Source organism: Flagellimonas flava (assembly GCF_050617915.1).
Taxonomy (GTDB): domain Bacteria; phylum Bacteroidota; class Bacteroidia; order Flavobacteriales; family Flavobacteriaceae; genus Flagellimonas; species Flagellimonas flava_A.
On sequence record NZ_JBODQE010000011.1, the window covers coordinates 59,617 to 85,440 of the forward strand.

The 25,824-nt window shown below is 42.3% G+C and carries 20 protein-coding genes and 1 rRNA gene; 6 read left to right on the plus strand and 15 right to left on the minus strand.

The genetic code is table 11. The annotated features are described in order from the left end of the window. Window positions 1–36: 36 nt before the first annotated feature. Window positions 37–1,194 (minus strand): FecR family protein, encoded by a 1,158-nt coding sequence (locus ACRHOZ_RS19035; protein ID WP_431129191.1) that lies wholly within the window; start codon window positions 1,192–1,194, stop codon window positions 37–39. 90 nt (window positions 1,195–1,284) lie between these two features. On the opposite strand from ACRHOZ_RS19035, the gene ACRHOZ_RS19040 reads away from it, so the two are divergent. Further along, complete coding sequence (locus ACRHOZ_RS19040) at window positions 1,285–1,830, plus strand: RNA polymerase sigma factor (protein WP_431129194.1); 546 nt, start codon at window positions 1,285–1,287, stop codon at window positions 1,828–1,830. Between the two features lie 10 nt (window positions 1,831–1,840). Here ACRHOZ_RS19040 and ACRHOZ_RS19045 read toward each other — a convergent pair whose 3' ends face one another. From ACRHOZ_RS19045 to ACRHOZ_RS19090, 10 genes are all read right to left on the minus strand, one after another. Beyond that, window positions 1,841–2,731, minus strand: coding sequence for a DUF6999 family protein (locus tag ACRHOZ_RS19045; protein WP_431129197.1), 891 nt, complete (start codon window positions 2,729–2,731; stop codon window positions 1,841–1,843). A gap of 8 nt (window positions 2,732–2,739) precedes the next feature. Beyond that, the gene (locus tag ACRHOZ_RS19050) at window positions 2,740–4,590 is read right to left on the minus strand and encodes a 3-oxoacyl-[acyl-carrier-protein] synthase III C-terminal domain-containing protein (RefSeq protein WP_431129200.1); all 1,851 of its coding nucleotides are present in this window, start codon (window positions 4,588–4,590) and stop codon (window positions 2,740–2,742) included. Between the two features lie 182 nt (window positions 4,591–4,772). After that, window positions 4,773–6,167 (minus strand): c-type cytochrome domain-containing protein, encoded by a 1,395-nt coding sequence (locus tag ACRHOZ_RS19055; protein WP_431129203.1) that lies wholly within the window; start codon window positions 6,165–6,167, stop codon window positions 4,773–4,775. 12 nt (window positions 6,168–6,179) lie between these two features. Next, window positions 6,180–7,055 (minus strand): sugar phosphate isomerase/epimerase family protein, encoded by an 876-nt coding sequence (locus ACRHOZ_RS19060; RefSeq protein ID WP_431129206.1) that lies wholly within the window; start codon window positions 7,053–7,055, stop codon window positions 6,180–6,182. Window positions 7,056–7,088: 33 nt separating this feature from the next. After that, window positions 7,089–8,597, minus strand: a complete 1,509-nt coding sequence (locus ACRHOZ_RS19065; RefSeq protein ID WP_431129209.1) for a DUF1501 domain-containing protein — start codon at window positions 8,595–8,597, stop codon at window positions 7,089–7,091. A 1-nt stretch (window position 8,598) separates the two neighbouring features. After that, a complete protein-coding gene (locus ACRHOZ_RS19070; RefSeq protein WP_431129212.1) occupies window positions 8,599–11,334 on the minus strand; it encodes a PSD1 and planctomycete cytochrome C domain-containing protein in 2,736 nt (911 codons plus the stop codon). Window positions 11,335–11,502: 168 nt separating this feature from the next. After that, on the minus strand, window positions 11,503–12,141 hold the full coding sequence (locus ACRHOZ_RS19075; protein ID WP_431129215.1) for a hypothetical protein: 639 nt from the start codon (window positions 12,139–12,141) through the stop codon (window positions 11,503–11,505). A gap of 42 nt (window positions 12,142–12,183) precedes the next feature. Next, window positions 12,184–13,875: a lysine--tRNA ligase gene (lysS, locus tag ACRHOZ_RS19080; RefSeq protein WP_431129218.1), complete on the minus strand. Its 1,692-nt coding sequence runs from the start codon at window positions 13,873–13,875 to the stop codon at window positions 12,184–12,186. 49 nt (window positions 13,876–13,924) lie between these two features. Next, complete coding sequence (locus ACRHOZ_RS19085; protein WP_431129221.1) at window positions 13,925–14,482, minus strand: thioredoxin family protein; 558 nt, start codon at window positions 14,480–14,482, stop codon at window positions 13,925–13,927. A gap of 96 nt (window positions 14,483–14,578) precedes the next feature. Further along, window positions 14,579–15,628 (minus strand): response regulator transcription factor, encoded by a 1,050-nt coding sequence (locus tag ACRHOZ_RS19090; RefSeq protein ID WP_431129224.1) that lies wholly within the window; start codon window positions 15,626–15,628, stop codon window positions 14,579–14,581. A 91-nt stretch (window positions 15,629–15,719) separates the two neighbouring features. Here ACRHOZ_RS19090 and ACRHOZ_RS19095 point away from each other — a divergent pair, with 91 nt between their 5' ends. The 3 genes from ACRHOZ_RS19095 to lipB are packed head-to-tail and all read left to right on the plus strand — an operon-like array spanning window position 15,720 to window position 17,375. Further along, window positions 15,720–15,875, plus strand: a complete 156-nt coding sequence (locus tag ACRHOZ_RS19095) for a YqaE/Pmp3 family membrane protein (protein ID WP_116183855.1) — start codon at window positions 15,720–15,722, stop codon at window positions 15,873–15,875. Between the two features lie 10 nt (window positions 15,876–15,885). Next, window positions 15,886–16,626 carry a hypothetical protein gene (locus ACRHOZ_RS19100; protein WP_431129228.1) on the plus strand — a complete coding sequence of 247 codons (741 nt, stop codon included), beginning with the start codon at window positions 15,886–15,888 and terminating at the stop codon, window positions 16,624–16,626. A 32-nt stretch (window positions 16,627–16,658) separates the two neighbouring features. Next, window positions 16,659–17,375, plus strand: a complete 717-nt coding sequence (gene lipB, locus ACRHOZ_RS19105) for a lipoyl(octanoyl) transferase LipB (RefSeq protein WP_431129231.1) — start codon at window positions 16,659–16,661, stop codon at window positions 17,373–17,375. A gap of 36 nt (window positions 17,376–17,411) precedes the next feature. Here lipB and ACRHOZ_RS19110 read toward each other — a convergent pair whose 3' ends face one another. From ACRHOZ_RS19110 to ACRHOZ_RS19125, 4 genes are all read right to left on the minus strand, one after another. Further along, complete coding sequence (locus ACRHOZ_RS19110) at window positions 17,412–18,095, minus strand: TapB family protein (RefSeq protein ID WP_431129234.1); 684 nt, start codon at window positions 18,093–18,095, stop codon at window positions 17,412–17,414. Between the two features lies 1 nt (window position 18,096). Then, on the minus strand, window positions 18,097–19,416 hold the full coding sequence (locus tag ACRHOZ_RS19115) for an OmpA family protein (protein ID WP_431129237.1): 1,320 nt from the start codon (window positions 19,414–19,416) through the stop codon (window positions 18,097–18,099). A gap of 129 nt (window positions 19,417–19,545) precedes the next feature. After that, window positions 19,546–22,005, minus strand: a complete 2,460-nt coding sequence (locus ACRHOZ_RS19120) for a ribonuclease HII (RefSeq protein ID WP_431129240.1) — start codon at window positions 22,003–22,005, stop codon at window positions 19,546–19,548. A gap of 28 nt (window positions 22,006–22,033) precedes the next feature. Continuing rightward, window positions 22,034–22,630, minus strand: a complete 597-nt coding sequence (locus ACRHOZ_RS19125) for a ribonuclease HII (protein WP_431129243.1) — start codon at window positions 22,628–22,630, stop codon at window positions 22,034–22,036. A gap of 141 nt (window positions 22,631–22,771) precedes the next feature. On the opposite strand from ACRHOZ_RS19125, the gene ACRHOZ_RS19130 reads away from it, so the two are divergent. Further along, a complete protein-coding gene (locus ACRHOZ_RS19130; RefSeq protein WP_431129246.1) occupies window positions 22,772–24,970 on the plus strand; it encodes a putative porin in 2,199 nt (732 codons plus the stop codon). Between the two features lie 308 nt (window positions 24,971–25,278). Continuing rightward, window positions 25,279–25,824, plus strand: a 16S ribosomal RNA gene (locus tag ACRHOZ_RS19135); the annotation flags it as partial.

Sequence of the window (25,824 nt, forward strand, 5' to 3'; positions counted from 1 at the left end):
CGAATTTTGGGGAAGGTGCTGCAACACCTTCCTTTTTTATTTGGATATAGTGATTACATTATTTTCAATTGTATAGGTAAATGGAGTACTTGATGCAATGGTGCCCAGAATACTATTGATGGACTCATTCTCAAACTCTCCATTGAATATCTCGCCCTCCAAATGCGTAGCATTATTAATAATGGAAACATTATGGGAGCGTTCCAGTTTGTCCAGTATTTGGGCAAAACTGAGGTTGTCTATGATCAGTAGGTTTTCCATCCATCCAGTATAAATTCTAGTGTCCACCTTGTTTCTCGTGATGGAACCATTTTCCTTGACAAAGGAAGCTTGGTAACTAGGCGATAGCAAAACCTTGGTATCAGGATTGGAATTTTCATAAACACTTACGGAACCTTCAACCAAGGTTGTAGCTATTTCTCCATCCGATTTATAAGCGGAAACATTGAATTGGGTTCCCAATACTTCAATGTCCAAATTCTCGGCGTTCACAATAAAGGGCCGGTCCTTATCCTTGGCCACATCAAAATAGGCTTCCCCGTTGAGGTAAACCACCCTGTTTTGGGTGGAAGTGTTCAAGAATTGCGGAAACCTAAGACTGGTACCAGCGTTGAGCCATACTTTGGTGCCATCAGATAAAGTAAGCTTAAAAGTTTGGCCATAGGGAACATAAATTTCGTTGAATACCAAATTGGAGCTAACGCTTTCAGAGGTGTTGCTGAAGTCCAAGCCTTGATCCTGTTTTTGGGCGATGGCCCTACCATTTTTATCCAACAGTTGGGTGCTGCCGTCCTGGGTAATGACTTGTTGACTTCCATCTGCCAAAGTGATGGTTATTTGCTCCAGAGCATCTGAATCTTGTTGCTCTGTCTGGACAATGGTCGCCTCTGTTGGTTCACCTATAAACTGGGTTAGCAATATGCCAACGGTTAAAACCCCAATGACAATAGCAGCATATTTCAACATCCTGTTGACGGCTATTTTTTTCGATTTTCTTTCATCAATGGAAGCTAGAAACAATTGGAAGGCTTCGCTTTCATCAAAATGGTGGTATAGATTGTTTTCTGACCTTTTTTTGATTTCACTTTTAAAGATCTGTAGGTTGTCATTGTTTGCCAAAACCCATTTTTTGAGTTGCTTTCGCTCACTTTTGGAAATGGTTCGGTTCAGAAACTTCTCAATTAATTCTTGCATTTTTGATAATCTTTCAACCTAAAGATGCCGATTTAGCAAAAAACCCCTACGTTTTTTATAAATTTTTTACTTTAGCCCATATTTTTTAAAATGAATGAAAAACTACTCATAGCAAAATTGAAGCAAGGCGATGTGTCCGCCTATGAGTATTTGTTCAAGGAATATTACGATTGGTTGTGCAACTATATCTTTCAACTTAGCGGCAATAGAACCCTTTCCAAGGACTTGGTTCAAGAGGTGATTTTAAAGTTTTGGGAAAAGCGGGATCAGATTGTCATCAAGGGTTCATTAAAAGGCTATTTGTTCCGTTCATGCCATAACCAGTTCCTAATGCACGTACGCAAGGAAAAAACCCGCCCCGACCTATTGGATAGGGTACGATGGGAGGTTATTTACAATGGATATACCGAGCAAAAGGAAGAGGAAATGCCCATGCGTCCTGTTATGGAAAAATTGGAAGAGCTCATTGATAAATTGCCCCCCAAATGCAAGGAAATTTTTATCATGAACAAATTGGAGCGGCGCAAATACCGAGAAATTGCAGAGGATATGGGAATTTCAGTTAAAACAGTGGAAAACCAAATGTCCAAAGCCTTGCGGATCATTCGAGAGAATGCCTCCATGCTTATGCTCTAGATAACTTCTTTTAAGCGGGGGTAACCACCCCATCTTTTGATCTTCCCAACTTTATATTGACCAAAATCTCATGCAAGGTTTCTGTGGCCAAACCGTGCAAAACCAATCTATAAGCCGCTGTGTATGTGGAGGTGGGAACCATGGGATGCTTGTTGTTTACCAACCCCAAATGACCAGGGGTACCTAAAATTTGCGTGGTATAAATGGCGATGGTTTCATCCAGTTGCAGGGAATTGGAAGCCCTAACAAAATCGTTGGCGGTTAGAAATAATTGGTAAAATGGAGTAAACAATTCTATGGCCGATCTCAAATCAAGAATGTTGGTCCATCTGTTTGGAAATTGGATATGGTCAAATTGATCTTCGGAAACCATTTCCAAATTTAAGGTGGATTGTTTCTCTATAGTTTGCTCTTTCTCCCTGAGTTCACTATTCAGTTTGATGACAAAGTTGTACAGGTTTAGATCATGGTTGAGAAATAAATCGTCTCTTACGTCTTTAAAATCATAGGGTTTTAGCGGACTGGTCGTTACCTCGGTTCCAGGAACATTTTTGGCGATAAACTCCAGAATTTCGCTCCCCGCATGAAAATGACGGAATATCAGCAAATTGGCATCCGGGCTTACAAAGTTCTTTAAGCCCCAGGCCAAAATACGATGCAATGCCTTGGAAGAATTGAAAAGTTTGGGCACAAAAAACTTCAGGATATGAATAAAAAACATCGAAATTTTGGACCATAGCTTGATAAACGGCAATAGATATCTTGTGGATCGGCTATTGTTGTCCCGCATCAATGCCTGTTTGGTCTGATTGTTAATGGGGATACTACTGTCCAGGTACATGGCCAACCAAGGATTGGGATCCCGGGTGTCATGGTTTTTGATGTCAAATTCCTTGTCCATAATGTTGCCTAATAATTTCCAAGTTCCTTGAGCTGCAAATGATACAGCAAGGCCGTTGTTTTGGCCGTTTTTGCTATTTGCTCCGCTAGATCCATGTTCATCAATGGGTGGTTCAAAGCTTCCTCCAATCTATGAAAATGATTCTCGTCCGCTACCCCATGATATGTTAAAAATGAGACTTGGTCGTCTTCCAACTGCAGCTGATCTTGAATCAGATTACCCCAATATCCGGCCAGTCGTTTGCCTATACCCTCAATAATGAACATGGCCCCCAACAGGTTGATGGGATTGGGTTTGCTGGCCATTTGAAACATATAGGAGGACAAAGCCACACTACCAACATTTTTTTCCCCACTTTGAATTTTTTCCAAAGGCTCACCAAGGGCAACAAAATTCTTTTCAAGCAGCTGATAGTCCTTGTGCTCCGTTGCTGTATGCCTAATAAAAGCAGAACGTAGTTCAAAAAGTTCAATGTCGATGTTGGAAGCTGCCCGCGAGATCCATTGGGAACCATCAATCACTTGCTGCCTCAAATCCATCAATAGGAGTTTATAGTTTTCCAAACTAAGGGTGCCTTGGTGAATCTGCTGTACAATGGGAATCTCCAGAAGCTTGTTTTCAAAATCTATCCAAATTTGGGTCAATTGTCGGACAAGCCATTCCGAGGTAGGGTTACTATCCACAACCAATTCTGGAGCTTCCACTTTTCTGATGGGATATTTATGGGGCTCTTCCTGATCGGAACCTACCACCTTGAGTTTCATAAAAGAAGTGATAAACTGCCCACTTTCCGGAACCATGCAAAGGATGGTGTCGTTCTCTTTCAACTTTCCGGAATACATCAAATCCTCCAGCATAATAAAGATGGATGCTGCACCCGTGTTCCCTTTTGTGGTAAGATTACTAAACCATTTTTCCCCTGGAATATGGGCCCCACCTTTTTCCAACAGCTCCTTAATGGGTTGCTTAAAATATTGGGAGGAGTAATGGCAACACAACCAATCTATGTCTTTAGTGCTCATTTTTCCTTCATCGATCAAGCTAAAATAGTGGGATACCCCCACAGCAATTACCCTGTCCAGTAAACGAGTATTTTGCTTTAGATTTATGGCACCTTGGGCCGATGCGGTTTCGTAATCAGGATAATCCAGCCAACCTTTTATAGATCCATTGTTTTTAGCTACATCACCAACATACATGCACAAGGGATGTTCATTGGCATGCGATTTAATATCAATCCATTCAATTTTTAGCGAAAGGCCTTTGAGGTTGGGCTTGTTGGCCAAAACCATGGCGCCAGCTCCGTCGGATAGCATCCACCTGAGAAATTCCGTGTCAAAAGGTAAGGAGGTATTACCCTGCCCTTCAAAACGGGATGCTTTGAACAATCTGCTGGCAAATTCGCTGCCAACACAAAGCGCATTGTTTTTCTCCTTGGCTTTAATTTGGGTAAAGGCACTTTTAACCGCCATCATGCCACTGGCACATACACTTTGGAAATTGGCCAACTCGCATTCGGGGATTCCAAGTTCCGCATGGACCAAACTTGCAAATCCTGGTACTGGAAGATCTCCTTGCGTGGTGCCCACGGCTATCATCTCCAAATCCTGGGGCATGATTCCGCTTTTTTTCAGGGCATTTCTGGATGCCTCGGCCGCTAATTCGGCATTGGAATGGGTGCTTTCTTGCTTTTTGTTTAGGGCGTAGTATCTATTTTCAATACCGTTTTGTTCCAAAATCTTGGATTTTACCCTACTGGATTTTCCGTTGATACGTCCTAGATAATCTTCCATCTCATCATTGGAAATGGCCTTGTTGGGCAAAAAACAACCCAATGAATTGATATAAACCTCGTTCATACGCCTTTTAAATTATTGCGTATGGACAAGATAGGGCTATTGCCAAATATAAAATCCCCAAAAATGTATTAAAGTATTCGTAATGTTTGCCAATGGCATTGAATCCATTTCATTAGGATTATTTTGCCTCTAGAGTAATACGAAACAAAAACTATGTTTGCCAAATACTTGGTTGGATAGTATTAATATATGATGGAATCCTGAGCAATTTTGGGCAAGGCGTAATCACCAAAGTCTAGAATTGTTGAATCTTGGTTTGGGTTCTTTTCGGTAGCTTGACTTGCTTTGGTTTTATATAAAAAGACCTTTTCCAATTTTTTGAAATCACTTAGAGAGGGGATAAAGGAACTTTCAAAATTTGAATGGGTTAGATTCACGGATTTCAAGTTTTCCAGTTGGGACAAACGCGCAATACCATTGCCAGATATGGATGTGTTGTCCAATTTTAGGGAGGTCAAATTAGGTAGGGAGGTGAGTTTGTCAAAAATACCATCGTTTATTTGGGTTCCGCCAAGGTCCAAAACCACTATTTGCTGTTTAATGGGATGTAATATCTCAAAATCGTCATTACCAAAAGAGGGTTTATTGATGCATGAAACACTTAAAAAGTTGGAGGTATTGCTGATTTGCTGGACATGGATTCCGAATGCTTTGATGGCATTGATTGAATCCGTATGGGCAGCCGCAACGGTAGTGTCCGGATAAAAGTTGTCTTTTATTTGCGGGAAAAAAGAAAGAAACAGGTCTTTTGATAATCCCAATTGTCCGATGGTTGTTTTGGAGGGGTTGCCATGGGATATCCAGGTCTTTATAATGGCTATTTCTTCCTTGCTCAACTGGGTTTTTTCTTTTGGGGGCATATGGTCTTCATCATCCATGGGCAATATAAGTCGACTATATAAAGGACTTTCCTGTGGATTATTGGTTACGATGGTCTCTCCATTTTCCCCACCCCTTAACAAGTCCTCCAAGGTATGAAGTTTAAGCCCCCCTTTTGATTTCTTTGGACTGTGACAACTCACGCATTTGTTGTTTATTATGGGGTGAACCACATCTTCATAAAAAAGTGAAGTTTCCCAGCTTTCCTCAGTGAGGGCAATAGGTTTTTCTTCGAAGATTTCATAACCAAAAAAAGACTTAACACTATTTGGAAATGGTTCAATCAGGTAGCCTTTGCCATGGGTAATGTCCCCACCCAAATGCCCAGTAAATGAAATCAACAGCAGCATCAAGACTGAAAAAAGCGCCGTTGGAAATTGTTTCAGTAGCTGCAAGAACTGTTTTTCGGCAATTCTGAAATACATCAAAAAACAAAACAACGTGGTAACGATACCCAGCCACAAATGCCATTTTACCGTATCAAAGGCATATCCCTCGCCCCTGTATTGTAGGTATCCCGTTATGCATGTCAAAAGCGCACAAATACCAGCCCAGAAAAAGATTAGGGCAACCATCGATTTGTAGGCTTGTTTCTTGTGATCATACCATTGCAGCAAAAGGCCCAAAATGATAAAACCAATGGGCAAATGCACCAATAACGGATGTAACCGACCTAAAAATTGCTTTAGTATATCCATACGGGGAGGGGCTTATTCAATTTTCATCCTTTTTTTCAGGGCATTCATGATGAACACATTGGCTTTCCACTGGTCTGCTACCGGAATTTTGGTGTACGGAAGTGCGGGTAAATAGGTGGGAGGGCCAAATTCTGAGGTGATAGTTACCACATCCTGTCCTTCGGACCAACGTTTCCGTATGATATGTTCCCAAATATCAAGATGTCTATCCAAAGCTTTTTGCCACTCCGGTGCCTCAGGGTCGTTTACCTGTGGACCTTCTGCATGTCCCACCCTTGCATGGATGTGGTATGTTCGGTCAACGATTTCCTCCAATTCCTTGCTTTGTCCCTCTAAAAGGGATTCATGAACCACCATCCAATGGCTTATGTCCAAAGTCAATTTCAAATCTGGGATGAGTCGAACATATTTTTTGGTGTCCGGAAGGTTGTAGCTGAATCGTCCGCGATGGGTCTCATGATAAATGGGAATGCCACTTTCTTCTGAAATTTTGTTCGCTACTTCTATAAAAGCCTTGTTCTGCTCCGTGGTAAAAAAATCGCTTCCCGTATGGCAATTGATTAAAACAGGTTTCCATTGGATCAGCACCTTGAGCTTTTCTTCAAATTGGGTCAAACTTTGTTTGAAGGGGACACTTTTGTTGGTGCCATGCATCAAATTAAGTTGCAAATTGTGCTTTTTTAGTGCCGTTTTCAGCGCATTTTGACTTTCTGGATTTGAAGGCAACCAGACATCAATGCCGTTGAAACCAGATTTTTTGGCTCTATCGCAAAAAGCATCCCATGACAGCGTGTTTCCCCAATTGGTCTGAAAAAACAACAATTTTTGCTCCTGGGCATGTGTGTGTCCCAAAAGAAGTACGAATAGTGCAATAAGAATGTTTTTCATAAATCTTTGAAGTTCCCTTATGGTTTGGTTGGTTTAAGCTAATATGTCTTTGATGACCACTCCCTCCACATCGGTCAATCTAAAATTCCTGCCTTGGAATTCGAAGGTGAACTCTTCATGATCAAAACCCAATAAATGTAAAATAGTCGCATGGACATCATGAACGGACACCTGCCCTTCAATTCCTAGAAACCCTATGTCATCGGTTTTGCCAAAGCAGGCTCCTTTTTTTATGCCTCCACCTGCCATCCACATGGTAAAGGCATCCCCGTGATGGTCCCTACCTTTAAAACCCATTTCCTTGTTGCCCCTGTTTTCCTGCATAGGTGTACGTCCAAACTCACCACCCCAGACAACCAAAGTTTCGTCAAGCAGTCCCCGTTGCTTTAGATCCAATAGCAAAGCTGTAATGGGGCGGTCTATTTCACGGCATTTATTTCGCAAGCCAAGGTCAACAGCAGTGCTGTGGTCAGTACCATGGCTGTCCCAGCCCCAATCAAACAATTGTACAAATCTAACACCGTCTTCAACCAGTTTTCGGGCTAAAAGGCAGTTGTTGGCAAAGGATTCCTTTCCAGGTTGCACGCCGTACATTTCCTTGATGTTCTCTGGCTCGTTTTCAATATTCATAACCTCTGGAACGGCAATTTGCATACGATAGGCCATTTCGTACTGGTTAATGCGAGCTAATATTTCTGGGTCGGCATATTTGGTGTACTCTTCCTTGTTGATTTTGTTGATGGCCTCAATGGTGCTTTTTTTCAAATCTCGGGAAAGTCCTTTGGGATCTTCAATATAGAGAACGGGGTCTCCTTCAGATCGGCACTGCACGCCTTGATATACCGAAGGCAAAAATCCACTTCCCCATACACTCTTGCCAGCATCTGGAGTATTTCCTCCTGAGGTCAAGACCACAAAGCCCGGTAAATTTTGATTTTCAGACCCTAAACCATAAGTGGCCCATGCTCCAATACTGGGTCTTCCCAGCCGGGGACTTCCAGTATGCATAAACAGTTGTGCAGGGCCATGGTTAAATTGGTCCGTATGTACTGCCTTTAGAAAAGCTACTTCGTCAATTACCTTTTTGAAATGAGGTAAATAATTGGATACCCAATTTCCTGATTCACCCTCTTGTGCAAATTCGGCCTGTGGCCCCAGCAATCTTGGAGTTCCTTTGATGAATGCAAATTTTTTCCCTTGCAACAGTGATTCCGGACATTCTTGATTGTTCAAGGTATGGAGCACAGGTTTGTAATCGAACATTTCCAATTGGGAGGGAGAACCTGCCATGTGAAGATAAATGACGGACTTCACTTTGGGAGTATATGGAGGGGGCAGCGTAGCCAACGGATTTAAATCCCGTTCTGAAAATGTGACCTTTTGCTTTTCAGTCTTTGGTTGTAAAGGGTCACAACCTAAAAAGATGGAACCTAGTGCCAGCCCTCCTAGTCCGGTTGCGCATTCCTTAATAAAATGCCTTCGGGTTTTGGCTTGGGCATCCCGCATTAATTTCTCTCGAATAAGTCGCTCTATTGGATCCATATCAGGCCTTGGTTAAAAATTCATCCAGGTTCATAATAGCATTCGCAACCACTGTTAAAGCAGCCAGTTCAGCTGTTGGGCCCTCATCAAAATATAAAAATTGAAGTAAGCCCTCCCTATCGTTTTCAAATTCTAACATTGATGTGTTATAGAGCTCCATCAACGCTTCCAATTTTTCTGTGCTTATTTTGGATAGTGTTGCTTTTTCAAATCCATGTGACAATTGTCTCTCAACCTCATCAAAATTTTGCATGGCCTTTGCCAGATGGTAGGATGCTTCTAGGTAAACAGGATCGTTCAATGTGACCAATGCCTGCAAGGGTGTATTGGTGACTGTCCTTCGGATGGTACAAACTTCCCGGCTACCTGCATCAAAAGTGATAAAAGAAGGATACGGACTGGTTCTCTTCAAATAGGTGTATACAGCTCTCCTATAGCGATCGTCATTTGTACTTTCCACCCATTTCTCACCGCTATACACTGTTTGCCAAACACCTTCGGGTTGCGGAGGCATCACTCCTGGGCCATACATTTTGCGACTCAACAAACCGGAAACGGCCAATGCCTGATCTCTAATTTGCTCGGCACTTAGGCGCTGCCTAGGACCCCTGGCATAAAGTTCATTTTCTGGATCTCGTTGATAAGTCTCCGGTGTTAGTTCCGAATTTTGTTGGTAGGTTCCGGATAATACAATGTCCTTGACAAGGGACTTTATACTCCATTCGTGTTCATTCATAAATCGCAAAGCCAACCAGTCCAACAGCTCTGGATGTGATGGGAAATCGGATTGTGATCCTATGTCCTCGATGGTGGAAACAAGACCTCGCCCAAAGATTTGATGCCAAACCCGGTTTACCAAGGTTCTAGCAGTTAACGGATTTTTTTTGTCGACCAACCATTTGGAAAATCCCAATCTATCCTCGGGCCAGTTTTCATTCCATGAATTCAACGTTAAAGGTGTTGCGGGTTTAACCGTGTCTGTCTGAAGCAGCCAATTGCCTCGTTCAAAAACTTGGGTGGTCCTGGCCATATAGTCTGGACTTTCTGCTGTAATGGGCAGGGTTTGGGTTTTGAAGTTGATTGTTTGGTCAAAAACGTTTTGAATTTGGGAAAAGCCGGGTTGATCTCCTCCAGGAAGATTTGGCAAAAACCCAAGCCAATAGATATGCAAGGCGTTGGTGGTTTTGGGAACTTGGGGGTTACTTATTTTGATGTGAATGTTGATCAACCCTTCCACACTTTGGATGGGGATTCGCTGGGTTATGGGTTTCTTGGTCTTATTTAGGACATATTGAGACAGGATTTCACCCTCTTCGTTATCTTTTCGAACGGTGACAGTGGTACCGTTGTAATTGGAATAATGATTAAGGTAGAAAGATGTTGCACCGTGGGTCCACACATTCTCCAATCTGCAAGCACCCTTGTCCCAGAGCACAGCAGACGCATGGTCGTCATAAGAACCATTCACAAAATCTTGCAATGCATGGGATTTGTAGACCGGCTCTCCATACCTTAAGAAGTTCTTGTAAACCTTGGCCGTATTCTGATCACCGTACTTGGTAACCCAAGTGTTCAATTGATCCACCGACGCCTGTTGCTCAGGGGAATAAAAACGTAAAACTGGGGCTTCGTCTGGAGTGTCCTCATCCCTGGTATTGTTGAAAAATGCCATAAGATGATAATAATCCTTTTGCTTAAAGGGGTCATAGGGGTGCCCGTGGCATTGCACACAGCCCATGGTGGTGCTCTGCCAGACATCAAAAGTGGTATTTAACCTGTCTATGACTGCAGCAACGCGAAACTCTTCATCATCGGTTCCCCCTTCGTCATTGTTCATCGTGTTGCGATGGAAAGCCGTAGCTATCAATTGATCCATAGATGGGTTGGGCAACAAATCCCCCGCCAATTGCTCTATGGTAAACTGATCATAGGGCATGTCCATGTTCAATGCCTTGATGACCCAATCCCTGTATTGCCACATGCTTCTGCCCAAGTCTTTTTCATACCCCTTTGTATCCGCATAACGGGCCATGTCCAGCCACCAACTGGCCCATTTTTCACCATAGGAAGATTGTGCCAAAAGACTATCCACCATTGCTTCGTAAGACCAATTCCCCGAATCAAATTTTTGTAATAGGAAAGGGTTGGGCGGCAATCCTGTAATGTCCAAGGCCACTCTTCTCGCGAGTATATGGTTAGCTGCAGGAGGACTTGGGTCAATCCCTTCTTTATTTAATCGTCGGAGAATGAACTGATCTATACCATTTTTGGCGAATGATTTATTTTCACTGGAAAACCCAGCTTCCTCGGTTATTTTTGGTACTTCAACTCTTTCAGGTAGGGTGTAGGCCCAATGTTCCCCCCACTGTGCACCTTGGTTCACCCATCGGGTCAATAAATCGATTTCTTCATCGGAGAGTTTGGGTTTTTCATAGGGCATTCGAAGTTCGGGGTCTTCTTCCTTCAAACGCTTTATGAACTCACTTCCAGCAGCATTTCCTGGAATAATAGCGGGTTTACCCGATTCCGTGTTTGCAAAGGCTTCCTCTTCAAACAAGAGACTGAACCCAGCATTTTTTTTGACACCGCCATGACAGGTAATGCAGTGTTTATTGAGGATGGGCTTTATTTGGGTACTGAAATTCACTTCTTCCGAAGGTTTGAGCAAATTCCAAATTAAAACCAATGAAAACAACCCCAATGCTACCACTATGCCGGATGTTACTTTCTTGCCCATTTTTATGTTCGGAATACCTTAAACGCTGTGAATCATAAATATAGGAAATTTGGAAAGTGGTCTAGCTAATCTTCGCCGAACGACTTTTGAACGATGCTGAACATAGATATCGAGATGAAATTCATCAAATTATGCCCAGCTTGACGGATATTTTATTGCCAATGAGGATTATTTTCCGCAGTTGCCGGAATTGAACCTTTTGAAATAGGCCACCAATTTCAATTTGGCATACTCCGGGGGGTCAAATTTCCCCTTTTTGTTCAAGCAACGGGCTTCTTCAGAAAGCTGTCCGTGATAGTAATTGTTTTCCTCTACCCGATCTGGCCCCAAATAATCGGGATGGCGCTTCCATAAAAACTTTTTGAACAACAATTGAACAATCTTTCCACGCTGATCCCGAATAAAGAACTTTTCAATATTGTCCAATCTTGTTCTGTACAAGGGAACTTCCCCATCCACCAAAAGCTCTAAATACAATCTTTTTTTCTCCAAGGAAAATTCACGGTGACGATCAACCCGTTCCAGCATCAGCAGGTTGTTATTTCCATTGTCAATATCCACTTCCTGAATCAGAAGTTCCTTTTTCCCTTTTAGGACAATTTTCTCCACCTCCCAGACAGGGATGTTCTGGAATTTCCCGCGGGCAGTAGTAGCAAACGAAACTACGCTTACGGGTTTGGACGCGACTACATTTTTAACGAAGCCTTCCAGTTGTTCTCCATCAGATTTGGTGACAACGGCTTTTACCGCCCCTAATTGCCCATTTGCAGAAAAGGACATAAATAGGGCAAGCAAGACTAGTCTCATAAGGTTTTGGGTTGACTATTATACAATGAAGTTGGGGTGGAATTAGGCTTTTAATCTGGCAAGCAGTCCATCATCGGTTTTTTGCACTTCAAATAGCCCAAGTTTTGCCAAATTTTTGGTGCTTTTATCCCATTTTTTACCACTAAGTGCCGCTTTTTCCTTTAGATCGGCCAAAGGCAATTCACCTATGGGCTTCAGGATTTCCATTATGATTTTTTCCTCTTCGGTAAGTTCCACCTGTTTCTTCTCGGGACGCATTTGCGGGAAGAACAACACCTCTTGAATGGATGAGTTATTGGTCATCAGCATAACCAAACGATCAATACCGATTCCAATCCCGGAAGTTGGGGGCATACCATATTCCAAGGCACGTAAAAAATCTTGGTCAATGAACATGGCCTCATCATCTCCTTTTTCAGAAAGTTTGAGCTGCTCTTCAAAACGTTCCCGTTGATCAATGGGATCGTTCAACTCGGAATAGGCATTGGCCAATTCTTTCCCGTTCACCATCAGCTCAAAACGCTCCGTAAGGGCAGGATTGTCACGGTGCTCTTTTGTCAACGGACTCATTTCTTTGGGATAATCGGTAATAAAAGTGGGCTGCACATAGTGATGTTCGCACTTCTCCCCAAAAATTTCATCAATGAGTTTACCAACGCCCATGGTTTCATCCACTTCAATATCGAGTTTTTGGGCTACTTCCCTAAGTTGGGTCTCGTCCATACCCGCTACATCATGACCTGTGTGTATTTTAATCGCCTCCAAAATAGGTACACGGGCATAGGGAGCCTTGAACTCAATTTCATTATCTCCTACGGTGACCTTGGTGCTTCCATTGGCATCCAGGGCGATTTTCTCCAACAACTGTTCGGTGGTTTCCATCATCCAATTGTAGTCCTTATAGGCCACATAGAGCTCCATCACGGTAAACTCTGGATTATGGGTTCGATCCATCCCCTCGTTTCTAAAATCCTTGGAGAATTCATATACCCCATCAAAACCGCCGACGATAAGCCTTTTAAGATAAAGCTCGTTGGCAATCCTGAGGTACAAGGGAATGTTCAGAGCATTGTGATGCGTCAAAAACGGACGTGCCGCGGCTCCACCGGGAATAGGCTGTAAAATGGGAGTTTCCACTTCCAAATATCCCCTCTCATTGTAGAATTCACGGATGCTATTGGTGATTTTGGTTCGCTTTATAAAGGTTTCCTTTACGGATGGATTGACCACCAAATCCACATATCGTTGACGATAGCGAAGTTCGGGATCATTAAATTCATCAAACACCTTTCCATCCGCATCTACTTTGGGCAGTGGCAGGGGCCGAAGTGCCTTGCTCAACAGACTAAAATTTTTGACCATTACCGTCTTTTCACCCACTTGGGTGGTAAACAGTTCGCCTTCAATTCCGATAATGTCACCAATGTCCAATAGTTTTTTATAGACCTCATTGTAGTGTGTCTTATCATCTCCAGGACAAATTTCATCTCTATTGAAATAAACCTGGATACGACCCTCGCTATCTTGCAACTCGGCAAAAGAGGCTTTTCCTTGGATTCGTCTTGACATCAGTCTACCGGAAACCACCACCTTTTTTCCTTCCTCAAAATCGTTTTTGATGCTTTTGGACGTGGCATCAACTGGATAAAGTGCAGCTGGGTAAGGGTTGATTCCCAACTCCCTTAGCTTTGATAATTTTTCCCTTCGAACGATTTCCTGTTCCGATAGTTGCATAGTCTATAAAAAATTAAAGCGCAAAATTACACTTTTGCGCTTTAATTCCTTACTTCGACCCGCTTATTGTGGCATAATTGGGGGTATAGGGTTGGCCACTTAGAATTTGGGCCATGTCTTCTTCCAAAGATTCAATAGGACTTTCCACGATTCGGTTGACCTCTTTTCCATTTTTATAGAAGAGCATGGTTGGTACCCTGATGATGTTCAAACCTCTTTCTTCTCCTGTTGGGCTGGTTTTTACCTTCCCCTTTCTACGGTCCAAGGCCACAATATCAATGTTTTCCATAGGAAAGCCTGCTGTTTCAAGGATTTTCAGAAAACGGGGCACCTCCCTTTTACTGTCTCCGCACCAGGTGCCCAAAAACAGTTTAAGGTGACAATCCTGCAAAGAAGTTTTAAAAAGCTCCACTAGGGCACTGTCCACAACATAAGATTCATGTCCTGATTGGAACCAGTCCTTATAGGGTTGGGTTTGTAGCCCTTCCACATTGATTTTCCCCAATAAAAAGGACTTCCCGTTTTCCAATTGGACTTCTTCATTAAAGGTTTGGGAGCTCAATACTCCAGCACAAAACAACAGAAGTGCTAAGAATGTACATTTCATGATTTTCGGATTTAAAGTTGCTCCGAAAATGACCTAAATACTGCTTGAATCTTATGTGAAAGGGTTGGAATTGGGGTCTAGACCCTGGGTGGATTTTTACTTTTTGAATCGGGCAACAACTTCCTGTCTGGAGGATACGTCCAACTTTTTATAGAGATTGTTGATGTGTGTTTTGATGGTGCTCAAGCTTACAAACATTTCGGCCGCAATCTCTTTGTTGCTTCGGTCGTTGAGGATGTAGTTCACTATTTTTTGTTCTTGGGAGGTGAGTTTTTGCAACAGCTGCTGTTTTTGCTTTTTGGTTTTGGACTGGTTTCGAAATACTAGATAGATATTGAGTCCAAGGGAAAATACAAGCAAGCCTGTTAAAACCCATTTCCAACTCCAGGCATCTCCGTTACGGAAGGAGACCAAATGTTGATCCGAGACAATTTCAGCTTCATACTGCTGGGTAAAGCCTGTATTGGGATAGCTGCTCTTCAATCTGGTTAGCAAATTAGCATAGTAATCATTTTCAGAAACGTCCAACAGGTAATGGTTATAGGTTTCGTTTCTTTTATCCGAAAGGAAATCGTAGATATAAAGTTCGGCCAGAGGTTCTTCGGCGGATTGCCCAAAGTCTTGGAGCTTTCCAAACCATTTATCTGAGTTAAGCTTTTGGTTGGCCTCGCTTCTAAACTCCATGAAATCGAAAACCATCTCCTCCTTTAAGGCTTCTATATCGAGTATTAATGCTGATTTGGGATTGGTGGAATTTACGGTGCACAGCGTCTGGTTTCCAAAGGAGGTGGGAAAATGCAAGGTATCCCTATTGTTGGCAATAAACAAAACACTTTGGCTACTGTTGCAATGTCCTAAAAAATGCTGTGCATTGGCATTTTCAGAGCATCCGTCCAAATGAATTCGGTATATCCTATTATCATCCAAAAGGTTGTTGCCTTCAAAACTAAATTGGCCCAATGAATCCACAGGTACCTTTCTGATAATCTGCTCCAAATACACCCTGGAGGATTTGCGATAATCCTCAACTAAGGACAAATAGACCATACTGCCAGAATTTTCCTTGGATAATTCTCCAGAAAAATGGTATTGCCCCATAACAGCAAAGCTGCTCAATAGAAAAACTAAAAATGCAAAAGCACGCATACAGGTCTAATGGAAATTAAAAATAGTGGTTTTGTGTAACAAAATGGGTAAATAAGCTACCTATAAGTATCATCAAACATTAATCAAGATCATGAGTTTCTGGCGAGTTTTATTGGCTATAATTTTTCCCCCTTTGTCAGTTATCGGAAAAGGTTGTGGGTCTTTTGTTATTGTATTACTTTTAACCCTTTGCGGCTGGGTTCCTGGAGTTATTGGGGCTCTGGTCATCCTAAATAACACTAACTAAAATCACTTCCATGAAAAAAATCCAGTTTTGGGCCTGTGCCATTGTACTTGCCTTGACCTCCTCTTGCAATTTTACCGAAGAAATTTTTTTGAACGAAGACGGAACGGGCAAGCTGTCCATCAATTTTGATGGCTCGGAACTTATGGAAATGGCCGGGGAGGAAATGAAAAAATCCAATGAAAAACCTGTGGATTCCTTGATTTCCTTTAAGGACTTGTTGGAAGAAAAGAAGGACAGCATATCACAATTATCACCTGAGGAACAAGCAAAACTGAAAAAATTGGAGCCTTTTAAAATGCACATGGTCATGAACCCGGATGAAAAGGTGATGAAATTTGATCTTTTCAGCGAGTTCAAGAAAATAGAGGAGGTCAATGATGCGTTCAATGCCTTCCAAGGGGCCAGTTCCTTTGGTCCAGGTAATGGACAGGAGCAACCTGGCGGTTTAGGTTCCGAGGAACCTACCACTGAGGTATCTTATTCCTTTGCCAAAAATACGTTTACCCGAAAGGCTAAAATCATAGATCAAGTACTTTTTCAGCAAAGTTTGGACAGTATGCAAGGAGCGGAAATGTTCCTTTCGGGCTCTACCTATACTTTGAAATATCATTTCCCGCGAAGGGTCAAATCCGCCAATGTGGAAGGTGCTACTTTTAGTGCCGATGGCAAAACGCTTTTCTACGAGGTTGGATTTATGGATTTAATGAAGGATCCATCCTCCTTGGATTTGGAAGTAGAGCTGGAAGATTAGACTGCTGCGCTGGGTCTTCGTATCTTTGCAGGATGAACAAGAAAGTTATTCTTCAGGATTTGGGACTCAAAGATTACAAGGAAACTTGGGATTATCAGGAAGAATTGTTCCAAGAAATTGTAGATCAAAAAATCCAAAATAGGAGAAACGGCACCCAAGAGCCCACCCAGAACCATTTTCTATTTGTTGAACATCCCCATGTGTACACTTTGGGCAAAAGTGGGAACATGGACAACCTTTTGGTCAACGAAGCCCAATTAAAGGCCAAAGAGGCTTCGTTTTATAAGATCAATAGGGGAGGGGATATCACCTATCATGGGCCTGGACAAATTGTGGGGTATCCCATTTTGGATCTGGACAACTTTTTTACGGATATACATAAGTACCTTCGACTTTTGGAGGAAATGGTTATTTTAACCTTGGCGGAATACGGATTGAAGTGTGAACGCTCCGAAGGAGAAACTGGGGTTTGGCTGGATGTAGGTACTCCTTTTGCTCGAAAGATTTGCGCTATGGGTGTACGTGCCAGTAGATGGGTGACCATGCATGGTTTTGCCTTGAACGTGAATGCCGACCTCGGCTATTTTGACCTCATGATTCCCTGCGGAATCAAGGACAAAGCAGTTACCTCCTTAAATGTGGAGCTGGGTCAAAAAATGGTGGACATGGATGAGGTAAAGGGTAAACTGTTAAAGCACTTTGAACAACTTTTTGAAGCAGAGCTAACAAAACAAAAAACCGAGGTGTAATGCCCCGGTTTCCTATTCAGGTTGGTTGCCGGCAAATTATTGCTGGTAGGAGGTAAGCAAGCTAATGCTTCTTAATTTTCCACCTTCTTTGTTATAGTCTTCAGTCTTGACCATACCAACATTTTCCGCCAGCCATTGTTTGGTATATCCTCTATTCGTAATTCCCATTTTCATCTCGGAGGTATATGCAAGAATCATGCATTGGAACGTACCCGCGGGAGTAGTGATTTCTTCCTCACCTATTACCGTTCTATTGACCATTTTTATTGCGGAATTCATCGCCACGGGTGCCCCGGTCACAGTAATTTGCATTTCGGCATCAGGGAGTACCTTACCTACTTCCAAATCGTTGGGGAGGTAAATGTTGTTGCCGGTAATATCCAATTCCATATCACCAAATTGACTGGTCATACGTGAACCCATCATGGATTTAAAGTCGATGGAAACACCATCTTCTTCACAGTGCATCCCATAGGTAGAGTCGCCAAGGAGTACATCTTTTTTATCGTACATTTCCATGGAGTAGAGCACTTTGTCGCCAGCGTCATTTTTAACACTATAAACCACTTTTCCTTCCTTTTTCATCTTGTTGTTGTACAAGGAAATCTCAAATTTGGCTCCATCGGAAACAGGATAGTATTTGCTACAATCGGTTTGGGCCAGGATACCTCCGCTGTAAACCAGACCTAGAACAAGGAGTATGAGGATTGCTTTCTTCATTTTATTGTCTTATAAATTCAACTCTTCTGTTTTGCGCTTTCCCATCCGGACTGTTGTTGTCGGCTACGGGCTCAGATTCCCCTTTACCGTCCACAGTCAATCTGTTACCATTTACTCCGTAAACGGATACTAGTGCATTTTTTACCGATGCCGCGCGCTTCTTGGACAGAGCCATGTTGTTTGCATCGCTGCCATCGCTATCCGTATGCCCCACAATTTTTAGGTTGATGGTTCCATCTTGCTGCATCACCTGGTAAATTTGTCGAATAATACCCATGGATTCAGGTTTGATATTGGCTGATCCAGTGTCAAACAAAATTCCATTAGTGGAAATTTTACCTTCTGCAATTAGTTTTCTGCGCAGGTCAACGCCCCCCTCAGCAACTTTAAGATTGGATATGAAAACCTTTTCCTTTCCATCCTTAAAGCCGTTGGCAAGGAATTTTACAGTGTGAATAACGGCTCCTGGGGCCACCAATCTGGGAACATCAATGTATTTTACCTCGTTTACCCATAATCTAAACCGTTGTTTGTTTACGGCGATGGAAACATGGGGATTATTCAGAACCACATCCCTAAGATCCGCCTTGACCGTGCTTCTTATTTCCCTTTTTCCGTTGATATTGTTCTGCACCGTAACTCCAATGGCGGCATACTGACAGAATGGAATTTCTGCGTAGGCATTGTTGCTTCCCGGTTTAAATGCATCATCATTACTTAGGGTTATGGCCACCTTTGCTTGGGAGGAGGTTTGTCTATCCAGACCTACAGCGGCCAAGTCGAACTCAATGGTATACTCTTCCGGTAGTTGCGGAACATTGGGTATGTAATAAATGTTGAAGCCTGATTTTAGTTCCAACCATTTTTGTGGTGAATCTCCCAGAGTCACAATTTCACCGCCTGCATTGGTGTTCCATTTAGAGGGGAAGTCCCCAATAAAATCATTGCCAAAATCATCGAAGAACATTTGCTTGTCACCGGGCACATAGTCGAACTTGCTGTAGACCTCTATGGTTTTAGGGCCAGATGAACTGGTTGGCCCCCCAGATTGCCCACTTTGGGAATTGGGCTCATTGCCAGTTGGACTGGGCGTGGTGTTTGGGCCTTGTTTGTTTCCTCCAGAGCCCGGCTCCAAAATACTGTCCAGAACCTGATCTGTTTTTTCTGAGGCTTCTTTATCAACGCGTCGTTCAATGGTACGTTCAGCAGCTCTTTCTGCACGTTTACCAAGTTTTTTTAATAATTGGGCATTGCCGTTCAGACAAAACCCAAATACGAGGACAAAACCCAATAGGATTTTGCCAGGGGATGAGGTTTTCATTGCTATAGTGTTTTGATAGTGTGTCTTTTAAGTTAAAAGATCCACTAGAAAACTACAAAAGTTATCCCCGCAAATGAGAACAAGATGTGTGATCTGTTCCAACTTTTGTATAAGCTGCAATTGAGGGCTTTAATTGATCCTATAGACAATTATGGAATTTTCTTGATCTTTGGCCACAAGCTCCAACCGCTTGTCGTTGTCCATGTCTACCATATCAATGAGGGAGTTCCCAAAAATAGGGAAGTTGGGAATGGATTTGGCCTGGCTGTCAAAAAGATAGATTTTTTGACTTTGGATGTCGGTTACACTCACATAAATCTTGTCATAGATGTAGAAAATCTTCGGTTGGGTATATACCCCGAGCTCCAGCTCCACCTTTTTTCCTTTGATGGTAAGCACATTATCATCCATAAACACCAAGGTTTTACTGGTGGTGTACATTCCATGATCCTGACTTAGGTTGAAATTGGTGCTGGTGAGTTTTCCCCGGGTATCTATTTGGTGAAGTACTCCTTTTTTATTGGTGACCGAAAACTTATTCTTATATAAAAAGACACCATTGTCGGAGAAATCGATTTTTTCCGCCACTTTAATGCGGTCTCCCCCTGAGCGGTGAAGGATTTTTAACGTTTTGTCCTCCAATTGAAATACGAGATAGTCCTTATTCCCCATTCTAAAATGGTTGGGTGCAGATAAGATGGGACTTTGCGCGCGGGTATAGGTGAAGCCATCCACTATGTTACCCCGATTGTTGTACATGAATACCTTTTCACCTTGTGTGACCACAAAGCGATAGTCCTTCCGTCCTTCATAGTCAAAAACGGCAAGCGGGTTCAAATTTCCTCCTTCGTATTTCATTTTGAAAGGAGGTACGTCTTCCCCATTTCTATCCACGATCATAAACTCGTTGCTGGTGCAAAATGCCAACTGCAACCTACCATTTTTGTAGATGTCCACTTGATAGATTTTGCCTTGGATTCTCCCCTCCAACTGCTTTTTCCAAAGTACTTTCCCATCTGTGGAAATGAGGTGTAGTACATTGTTTTGATCCTGTACCACAACTTCTTGTTTGTTGGTACGATGGTTTTTTACAAATTGTGGGTTAATGGCCAAATCTGTATCCAGTTCCAAAGTGAACAGAGGTGTGACAGATTTTGAAGTAACGGTTTTGGCAATCTTGCCAATGCTAATATTGGCATGGGAAAACCCGTTGTCCGATACAAACTGGGCTGCAAAAGTATGATCCTTAAAGTTGGAGGCCTTGAACGCATCACTCACTGTAGGCACCAAATCCTTTTCGGCAAAATAGTCCACTCCAGAGGCATTGGAGACAAACAGGATGCTGGATTCGTTGGCCAGGGTTTCAGCAGCGGTCTTAAATGCAGCTGTATTGCCAAAAGTGGCACTGCTTTTATAATTGCTCAATACGGTTTGAAGCGCTTCCTTTTTCTCGGAAAAGACAAAAGTATTCTCAAGAATGGTGCAAAAATTGGATTCAAACCCAGTCAACAATGGATTAAACCCTTCAGTTAAGAAATCCTTGGACTTTAAGGACAGGATCTCACTTCCCTGATAATTGGAAGTGCCAGTTTTGTCATTGTTTAGAAATTCAGAAATACTTTCTGTCCCAAAAGAATTGAGAAGTACCACCTTGTCATTGTTTACCCTGATAATGCCCAGTTCCTCAATGGTATTGAATAACGAATCGGTGGGCTTCACCCTATTTAAATACTCATTCTGATTTTTCGCAAAAACGGAATAGTCATCAAAAGTGTAGGAAACCAAAGCCTGCGTGTTTTGCGGAGCAAAAAGCTGGGCCTTATTGGCCAATGGACTGGTACCCTTAAATAGATTGATGAAATTTTTTGTGGAATCGGAAGCCAAAGCTACCCCGCTAAGGCTAATTTGATCCGAATTGGCTGAAAAATCCAGAGACAACCAATCCGAAAAGGAATGTGTACGGTCTTGCCCCTCTTTGATTTGGGCTGAGGGCATTGCGGAGGGTTCGTCCAAATGAACAAAAATTGTTGCGGATTTGGATGGGGCCGATGTGCTGTACAATCGTTTAAGTACCCCGCTTGCCGTATTGGGATTTGGGGTTCTAGCTATATTTTCTATCAGTATTTGGGAAGAGCTTAGATGCAAAACATCGTCCAGTAGAAGACTGAATACGGCTTGGTCGCCCTGTGTATATTTGGTGATGTTTTTGTTTTGATATGTCAAAGTCTCCACCGTGCGGTCCCCAATGCTGTCCGCCGAAAAGCTAGTGGCATTTCGTTTTAAGGTAAAAACAAACTCATGATTGTTCTTTCCCACTTCATAAAAGGCTGCTAAACATTCAGCGTCAGTACTTAGGTATTGGAGTCCATTTAGTTTGTTTTCCAAGTCTTGGTGAATGCCAAAACCCTTGGTTTTTTCCAAAAATGAACTGTTTTTCAGTTCACTTTTAAAATTGGAGAGGTTATTGATCTTGATGATCAAACTGGCGTTGGGCAATAAATGACTCAACAAGGAATCGGTTGATTGCACTTCAGGCTTGCAGCAAAGAAGAAATGGAGCAAGCAAATAGAGTAGTGCCTTATGTTTCATTTTTGAAGTTTGGAACAAATTTAGGTTTTTAGAAGTCCAGAGTCAATTGTTCTGGAAGCTGTCTGAAGCTTTTTCTGTGGTATTTGGTGAGGCCAAATTCTCTTATGGCGTCGCGGTGCTCCTTGGTAGGGTATCCTTTGTTCTTTTTCCAATTGTACATGGGGTACTCTTCATGGATTTTTGCCATAAACTCATCCCTATAGGTTTTGGCCAACACGGAGGCGGCCGCTATACTCATGAATTTTCCATCACCTTTGATGATGCATTCATGCCCAATTTCCAAATACGGTTTAAACCTGTTTCCATCTACCAAAATAAAGCTTGGTGTGGTTTGCAATCCATCAAGTGCGCGATGCATGGCCAAAATGGAGGCGTTCAAAATATTGATGCTATCGATTTCCTCTTCAAAAACGTGACAAACCGAATAGGAAACGGCCTCACTTTCCAAAATAGGTCTCAACTGTTCCCTTTTTAGTTCGGTAAGTTGTTTGGAGTCGTTCAATATGCCATTCTGAAAATCCTTAGGTAAGATTATGGCTCCTGCCGTCACGGGCCCGGCCAGACAACCTCTACCTGCTTCATCGGTACCGGCTTCATTAATAAATTTGTAGTGGTTTTTGAGCATGGTTAAAAATGGCACTCGTCATCTTGGACCATTGAAAACTAAGAAGAATTGACCTAAAAAAAAACCTTAGTTTTTCTACAACTAAACTTTCACATTTCTTTAGAAACAAAACATATACCTTTGCCTGACCAATAGTACGGAATGAGATTTGTATTTTTTGCCCTACTCTTTATTGTGAATCTGTCCTTGTTTGCCCAGCAGGATTCCGTTCCACCGCCAAAAAAGATTGATTCCCTACCCACAATCCAGGACTCCATTCCAAAAGTTCAAAAATTGGATTCTTTGACCGTTAAGTTGGACTCTATTTCCTTGGCGAAAAAATCGGATTCAATTCCTGCCAAACTGGATTCAATTGCTAAAATGAAGAAGCTGGATTCTGTTACCATGAAAAGGGATTCAGTTAAAAAACCCAAGAAGCTGGATTCCCTGGCCAAAAAGAAACCGGCCAAGAAAAAACCAATGCTGAATAGACCTAGGATACCTGAATTGGTGGAGGACACGGTTCGTATTGAAGATTACAAGATTATTTCCTATGCAAGAGATACGACCATTTTGGATACTACCTTGACCATAAGAAAGGAGTACAAATACAATTATCTGCGAAGGGATGATTTTGAAGTAATGCCCTTTGAGAACATTGGGCGTCCTTATAATGTGTTGGGAAGGGAGTTCTCCAAGAATTCGTACTACCCACTTCTCGGAGCCACCGCTCGCCATGCCAATTACATGGAAGTGGAGGATATTAATTATTACCATGTCCCTACACCAATGACCGAGCTGATGTTCAAGACTACCTTGGAACAGGGGCAGTTGTTGGATGCTTTACTGGCTTTCAATCTTTCAAAACAGTTTAGCGCTTCCGTAGCTTATAAGGGGTTTAGGTCTTTGGGGAAATATAGGTTTGATCAAACCCAATCGGGCAACTTCAGGACTACTTTTAACTATGTGAACAAGAAGAACAATTATACCATTCGTGGCCATATTACAGCCCAAGATTTGGAATCTGAGGAAAACGGAGGATTATTGCTCAGGGAACAATTTGAGAGCACAGCCACCGATGACTTTTCCGATCGTTCCCGAATAGATGTTGTATTCACCGATGCCAACAATAGAATTTTGGGCAAGCGGTACTATTTTGATCACCAGTGGAAACTGTTCAATGTAAAAAAGGATTCCACAAAGGGGTTGCCTACCAGCTTGACTTTGGGTCATGAGTTTACCTATGAGACCAAATTTTACGATTTTACCCAATCTTCCCAAAACAGTGCTTTTGGAAGTGATCCTTTTGTTACCCCTATCGAGGACAGGGCTCGTTTAAAGACCATGTTCAATAAGGTTTCCGCGGAGTTTTCCAACCGTATCTTGGGAAAACTTACAGGAATGGTGAGCTTGTATAACTACAACTACTTTTTCAATAGCATTTTGGAAACAGATACAGGGATTATCCAAAACAAATTGGAAGGAGAGGAGATAAGTGTGGGAGGAACCTATCTCAAAGATTTGGGAAGGTTAAGATTGAGTGGTGATTTGAATTACAATATATCTGGAGATATGGCAGGTAATGCCTTTAATGCCAAATTGGAGTATCAAATCAATGACAACTATAAGATAACTGGAGGGATTCATGCTTCGTCCAGAATGCCTGATTTCAATTATTTGTTGTATCAGAGCGATTATCGAAATTACAATTGGCAAAACACTGATACGTTTGACAAACAACAAATTCAGAACATAAGTTTTGGGATTGACTCAAAGCTTTTGGGCCATTTGGAAGCAGAGTACAGTGCCATTGATAATTATACCTATTTCCAATCTACCGCAACCCAGGAACAAATTGACAATGGAGAGGAAACCGCTTTTGTGAGACCATTTCAGGAAGCGTCTACCATAAATCATTTACGTGTAAAATATTTCAAGGAGGTTAAATGGAGAAGGTGGGCTTTGGCCAATACGGTCTTGTATCAAAATGTAACGCAGGACAATAACGTAATTAATTTACCCCAAGTATTGACAAGGAATACCTTGTATTTCTCTAAGGATGTATTTAAAAAAGCAATGTTCTTGCAAACAGGCGTAACGTTTAAATATTTTGCTTCCTATAATATGAATGCGTACAATCCATTGTTAGGGGAGTTTTATATTCAAAACAATGAGGAGTTTGGGGGTTACCCGCTGCTGGACTTCTTTATTAATGCAAAAGTTAGACAAACAAGGATTTATTTGAAGGCGGAACACTTTAATACCTTGTTTACTTCTGAACCTAATTATTACTCGGCTCCAAATTACCCGTACCGTGATTTTGTAATCCGTTTTGGTTTGGTTTGGAATTTCTTTTCATAAAGTTGGAATAATTATCGGATAATTCTTTGTTGAAAAACAGCAGGTTACAAAATCATTCATTTTTTTGACAAAAAATATAGCCGAAACTATTTGCTGAGTAAAAATAACCTGTTTATATTTGCACCCGCTTAGCTGATAAGGCCGGGCGTTTTTAAGGGTTGATATTGGGGTCTTCGGGCCTGTTTTTTTGCCCTTTGGTTTAGAAGTTCATTTGACATATTGTATAGACAGCGTAAAAGAGAATAACGAGGAACCATTTTGATGTCAGTTACTTGGATTGTTCGGAAGTTGAAATTATTTAACTTTTTACAATGAAGAGTTTGATCCTGGCTCAGGATGAACGCTAGCGGCAGGCCTAACACATGCAAGTCGAGGGGCAGCGGGGATTGCTTGCAATCCGCCGGCGACCGGCGCACGGGTGCGGAACGCGTATGGAACCTGCCCCTGTCAGGGGAATAGCCCAGAGAAATTTGGATTAATGCCCCATGGTATCGAGGTATCGCATGATACTTTGATTAAAGATTTATCGGACAGGGATGGCCATGCGTACCATTAGCTTGTTGGTGAGGTAACGGCTCACCAAGGCAACGATGGTTAGGGGCCCTGAGAGGGGGATCCCCCACACTGGTACTGAGACACGGACCAGACTCCTACGGGAGGCAGCAGTGAGGAATATTGGACAATGGTCGGGAGACTGATCCAGCCATGCCGCGTGCAGGATGACTGCCCTATGGGTTGTAAACTGCTTTTACATGGGAAGAAACCTATCTACGTGTAGATAGCTGACGGTACCATGAGAATAAGGACCGGCTAACTCCGTGCCAGCAGCCGCGGTAATACGGAGGGTCCGAGCG

Bases quoted from the DNA above. Each gene is read 5' to 3' on its own strand.
- ACRHOZ_RS19065 (WP_431129209.1), bottom strand. From the start codon at position 8,597: ATGGATCCAATAGAGCGACTTATTCGAGAGAAATTAATGCGGGATGCC.
- ACRHOZ_RS19085 (WP_431129221.1), bottom strand. From the start codon at position 14,482: ATGAAATGTACATTCTTAGCACTTCTGTTGTTTTGTGCTGGAGTATTG.
- ACRHOZ_RS19090 (WP_431129224.1), bottom strand. From the start codon at position 15,628: ATGCGTGCTTTTGCATTTTTAGTTTTTCTATTGAGCAGCTTTGCTGTT.
- ACRHOZ_RS19120 (WP_431129240.1), bottom strand. From the start codon at position 22,005: ATGAAACATAAGGCACTACTCTATTTGCTTGCTCCATTTCTTCTTTGC.
- ACRHOZ_RS19110 (WP_431129234.1), bottom strand. From the start codon at position 18,095: ATGAAGAAAGCAATCCTCATACTCCTTGTTCTAGGTCTGGTTTACAGC.
- ACRHOZ_RS19050 (WP_431129200.1), bottom strand. From the start codon at position 4,590: ATGAACGAGGTTTATATCAATTCATTGGGTTGTTTTTTGCCCAACAAG.
- ACRHOZ_RS19055 (WP_431129203.1), bottom strand. From the start codon at position 6,167: ATGGATATACTAAAGCAATTTTTAGGTCGGTTACATCCGTTATTGGTG.
- lysS (WP_431129218.1), bottom strand. From the start codon at position 13,875: ATGCAACTATCGGAACAGGAAATCGTTCGAAGGGAAAAATTATCAAAG.
- ACRHOZ_RS19130 (WP_431129246.1), top strand. From the start codon at position 22,772: ATGAGATTTGTATTTTTTGCCCTACTCTTTATTGTGAATCTGTCCTTG.
- ACRHOZ_RS19075 (WP_431129215.1), bottom strand. From the start codon at position 12,141: ATGAGACTAGTCTTGCTTGCCCTATTTATGTCCTTTTCTGCAAATGGG.
- ACRHOZ_RS19095 (WP_116183855.1), top strand. From the start codon at position 15,720: ATGAGTTTCTGGCGAGTTTTATTGGCTATAATTTTTCCCCCTTTGTCA.
- ACRHOZ_RS19115 (WP_431129237.1), bottom strand. From the start codon at position 19,416: ATGAAAACCTCATCCCCTGGCAAAATCCTATTGGGTTTTGTCCTCGTA.
- ACRHOZ_RS19070 (WP_431129212.1), bottom strand. From the start codon at position 11,334: ATGGGCAAGAAAGTAACATCCGGCATAGTGGTAGCATTGGGGTTGTTT.
- ACRHOZ_RS19045 (WP_431129197.1), bottom strand. From the start codon at position 2,731: ATGGACAAGGAATTTGACATCAAAAACCATGACACCCGGGATCCCAAT.
- ACRHOZ_RS19125 (WP_431129243.1), bottom strand. From the start codon at position 22,630: ATGCTCAAAAACCACTACAAATTTATTAATGAAGCCGGTACCGATGAA.
- ACRHOZ_RS19035 (WP_431129191.1), bottom strand. From the start codon at position 1,194: ATGCAAGAATTAATTGAGAAGTTTCTGAACCGAACCATTTCCAAAAGT.
- lipB (WP_431129231.1), top strand. From the start codon at position 16,659: ATGAACAAGAAAGTTATTCTTCAGGATTTGGGACTCAAAGATTACAAG.
- ACRHOZ_RS19040 (WP_431129194.1), top strand. From the start codon at position 1,285: ATGAATGAAAAACTACTCATAGCAAAATTGAAGCAAGGCGATGTGTCC.
- ACRHOZ_RS19100 (WP_431129228.1), top strand. From the start codon at position 15,886: ATGAAAAAAATCCAGTTTTGGGCCTGTGCCATTGTACTTGCCTTGACC.
- ACRHOZ_RS19060 (WP_431129206.1), bottom strand. From the start codon at position 7,055: ATGAAAAACATTCTTATTGCACTATTCGTACTTCTTTTGGGACACACA.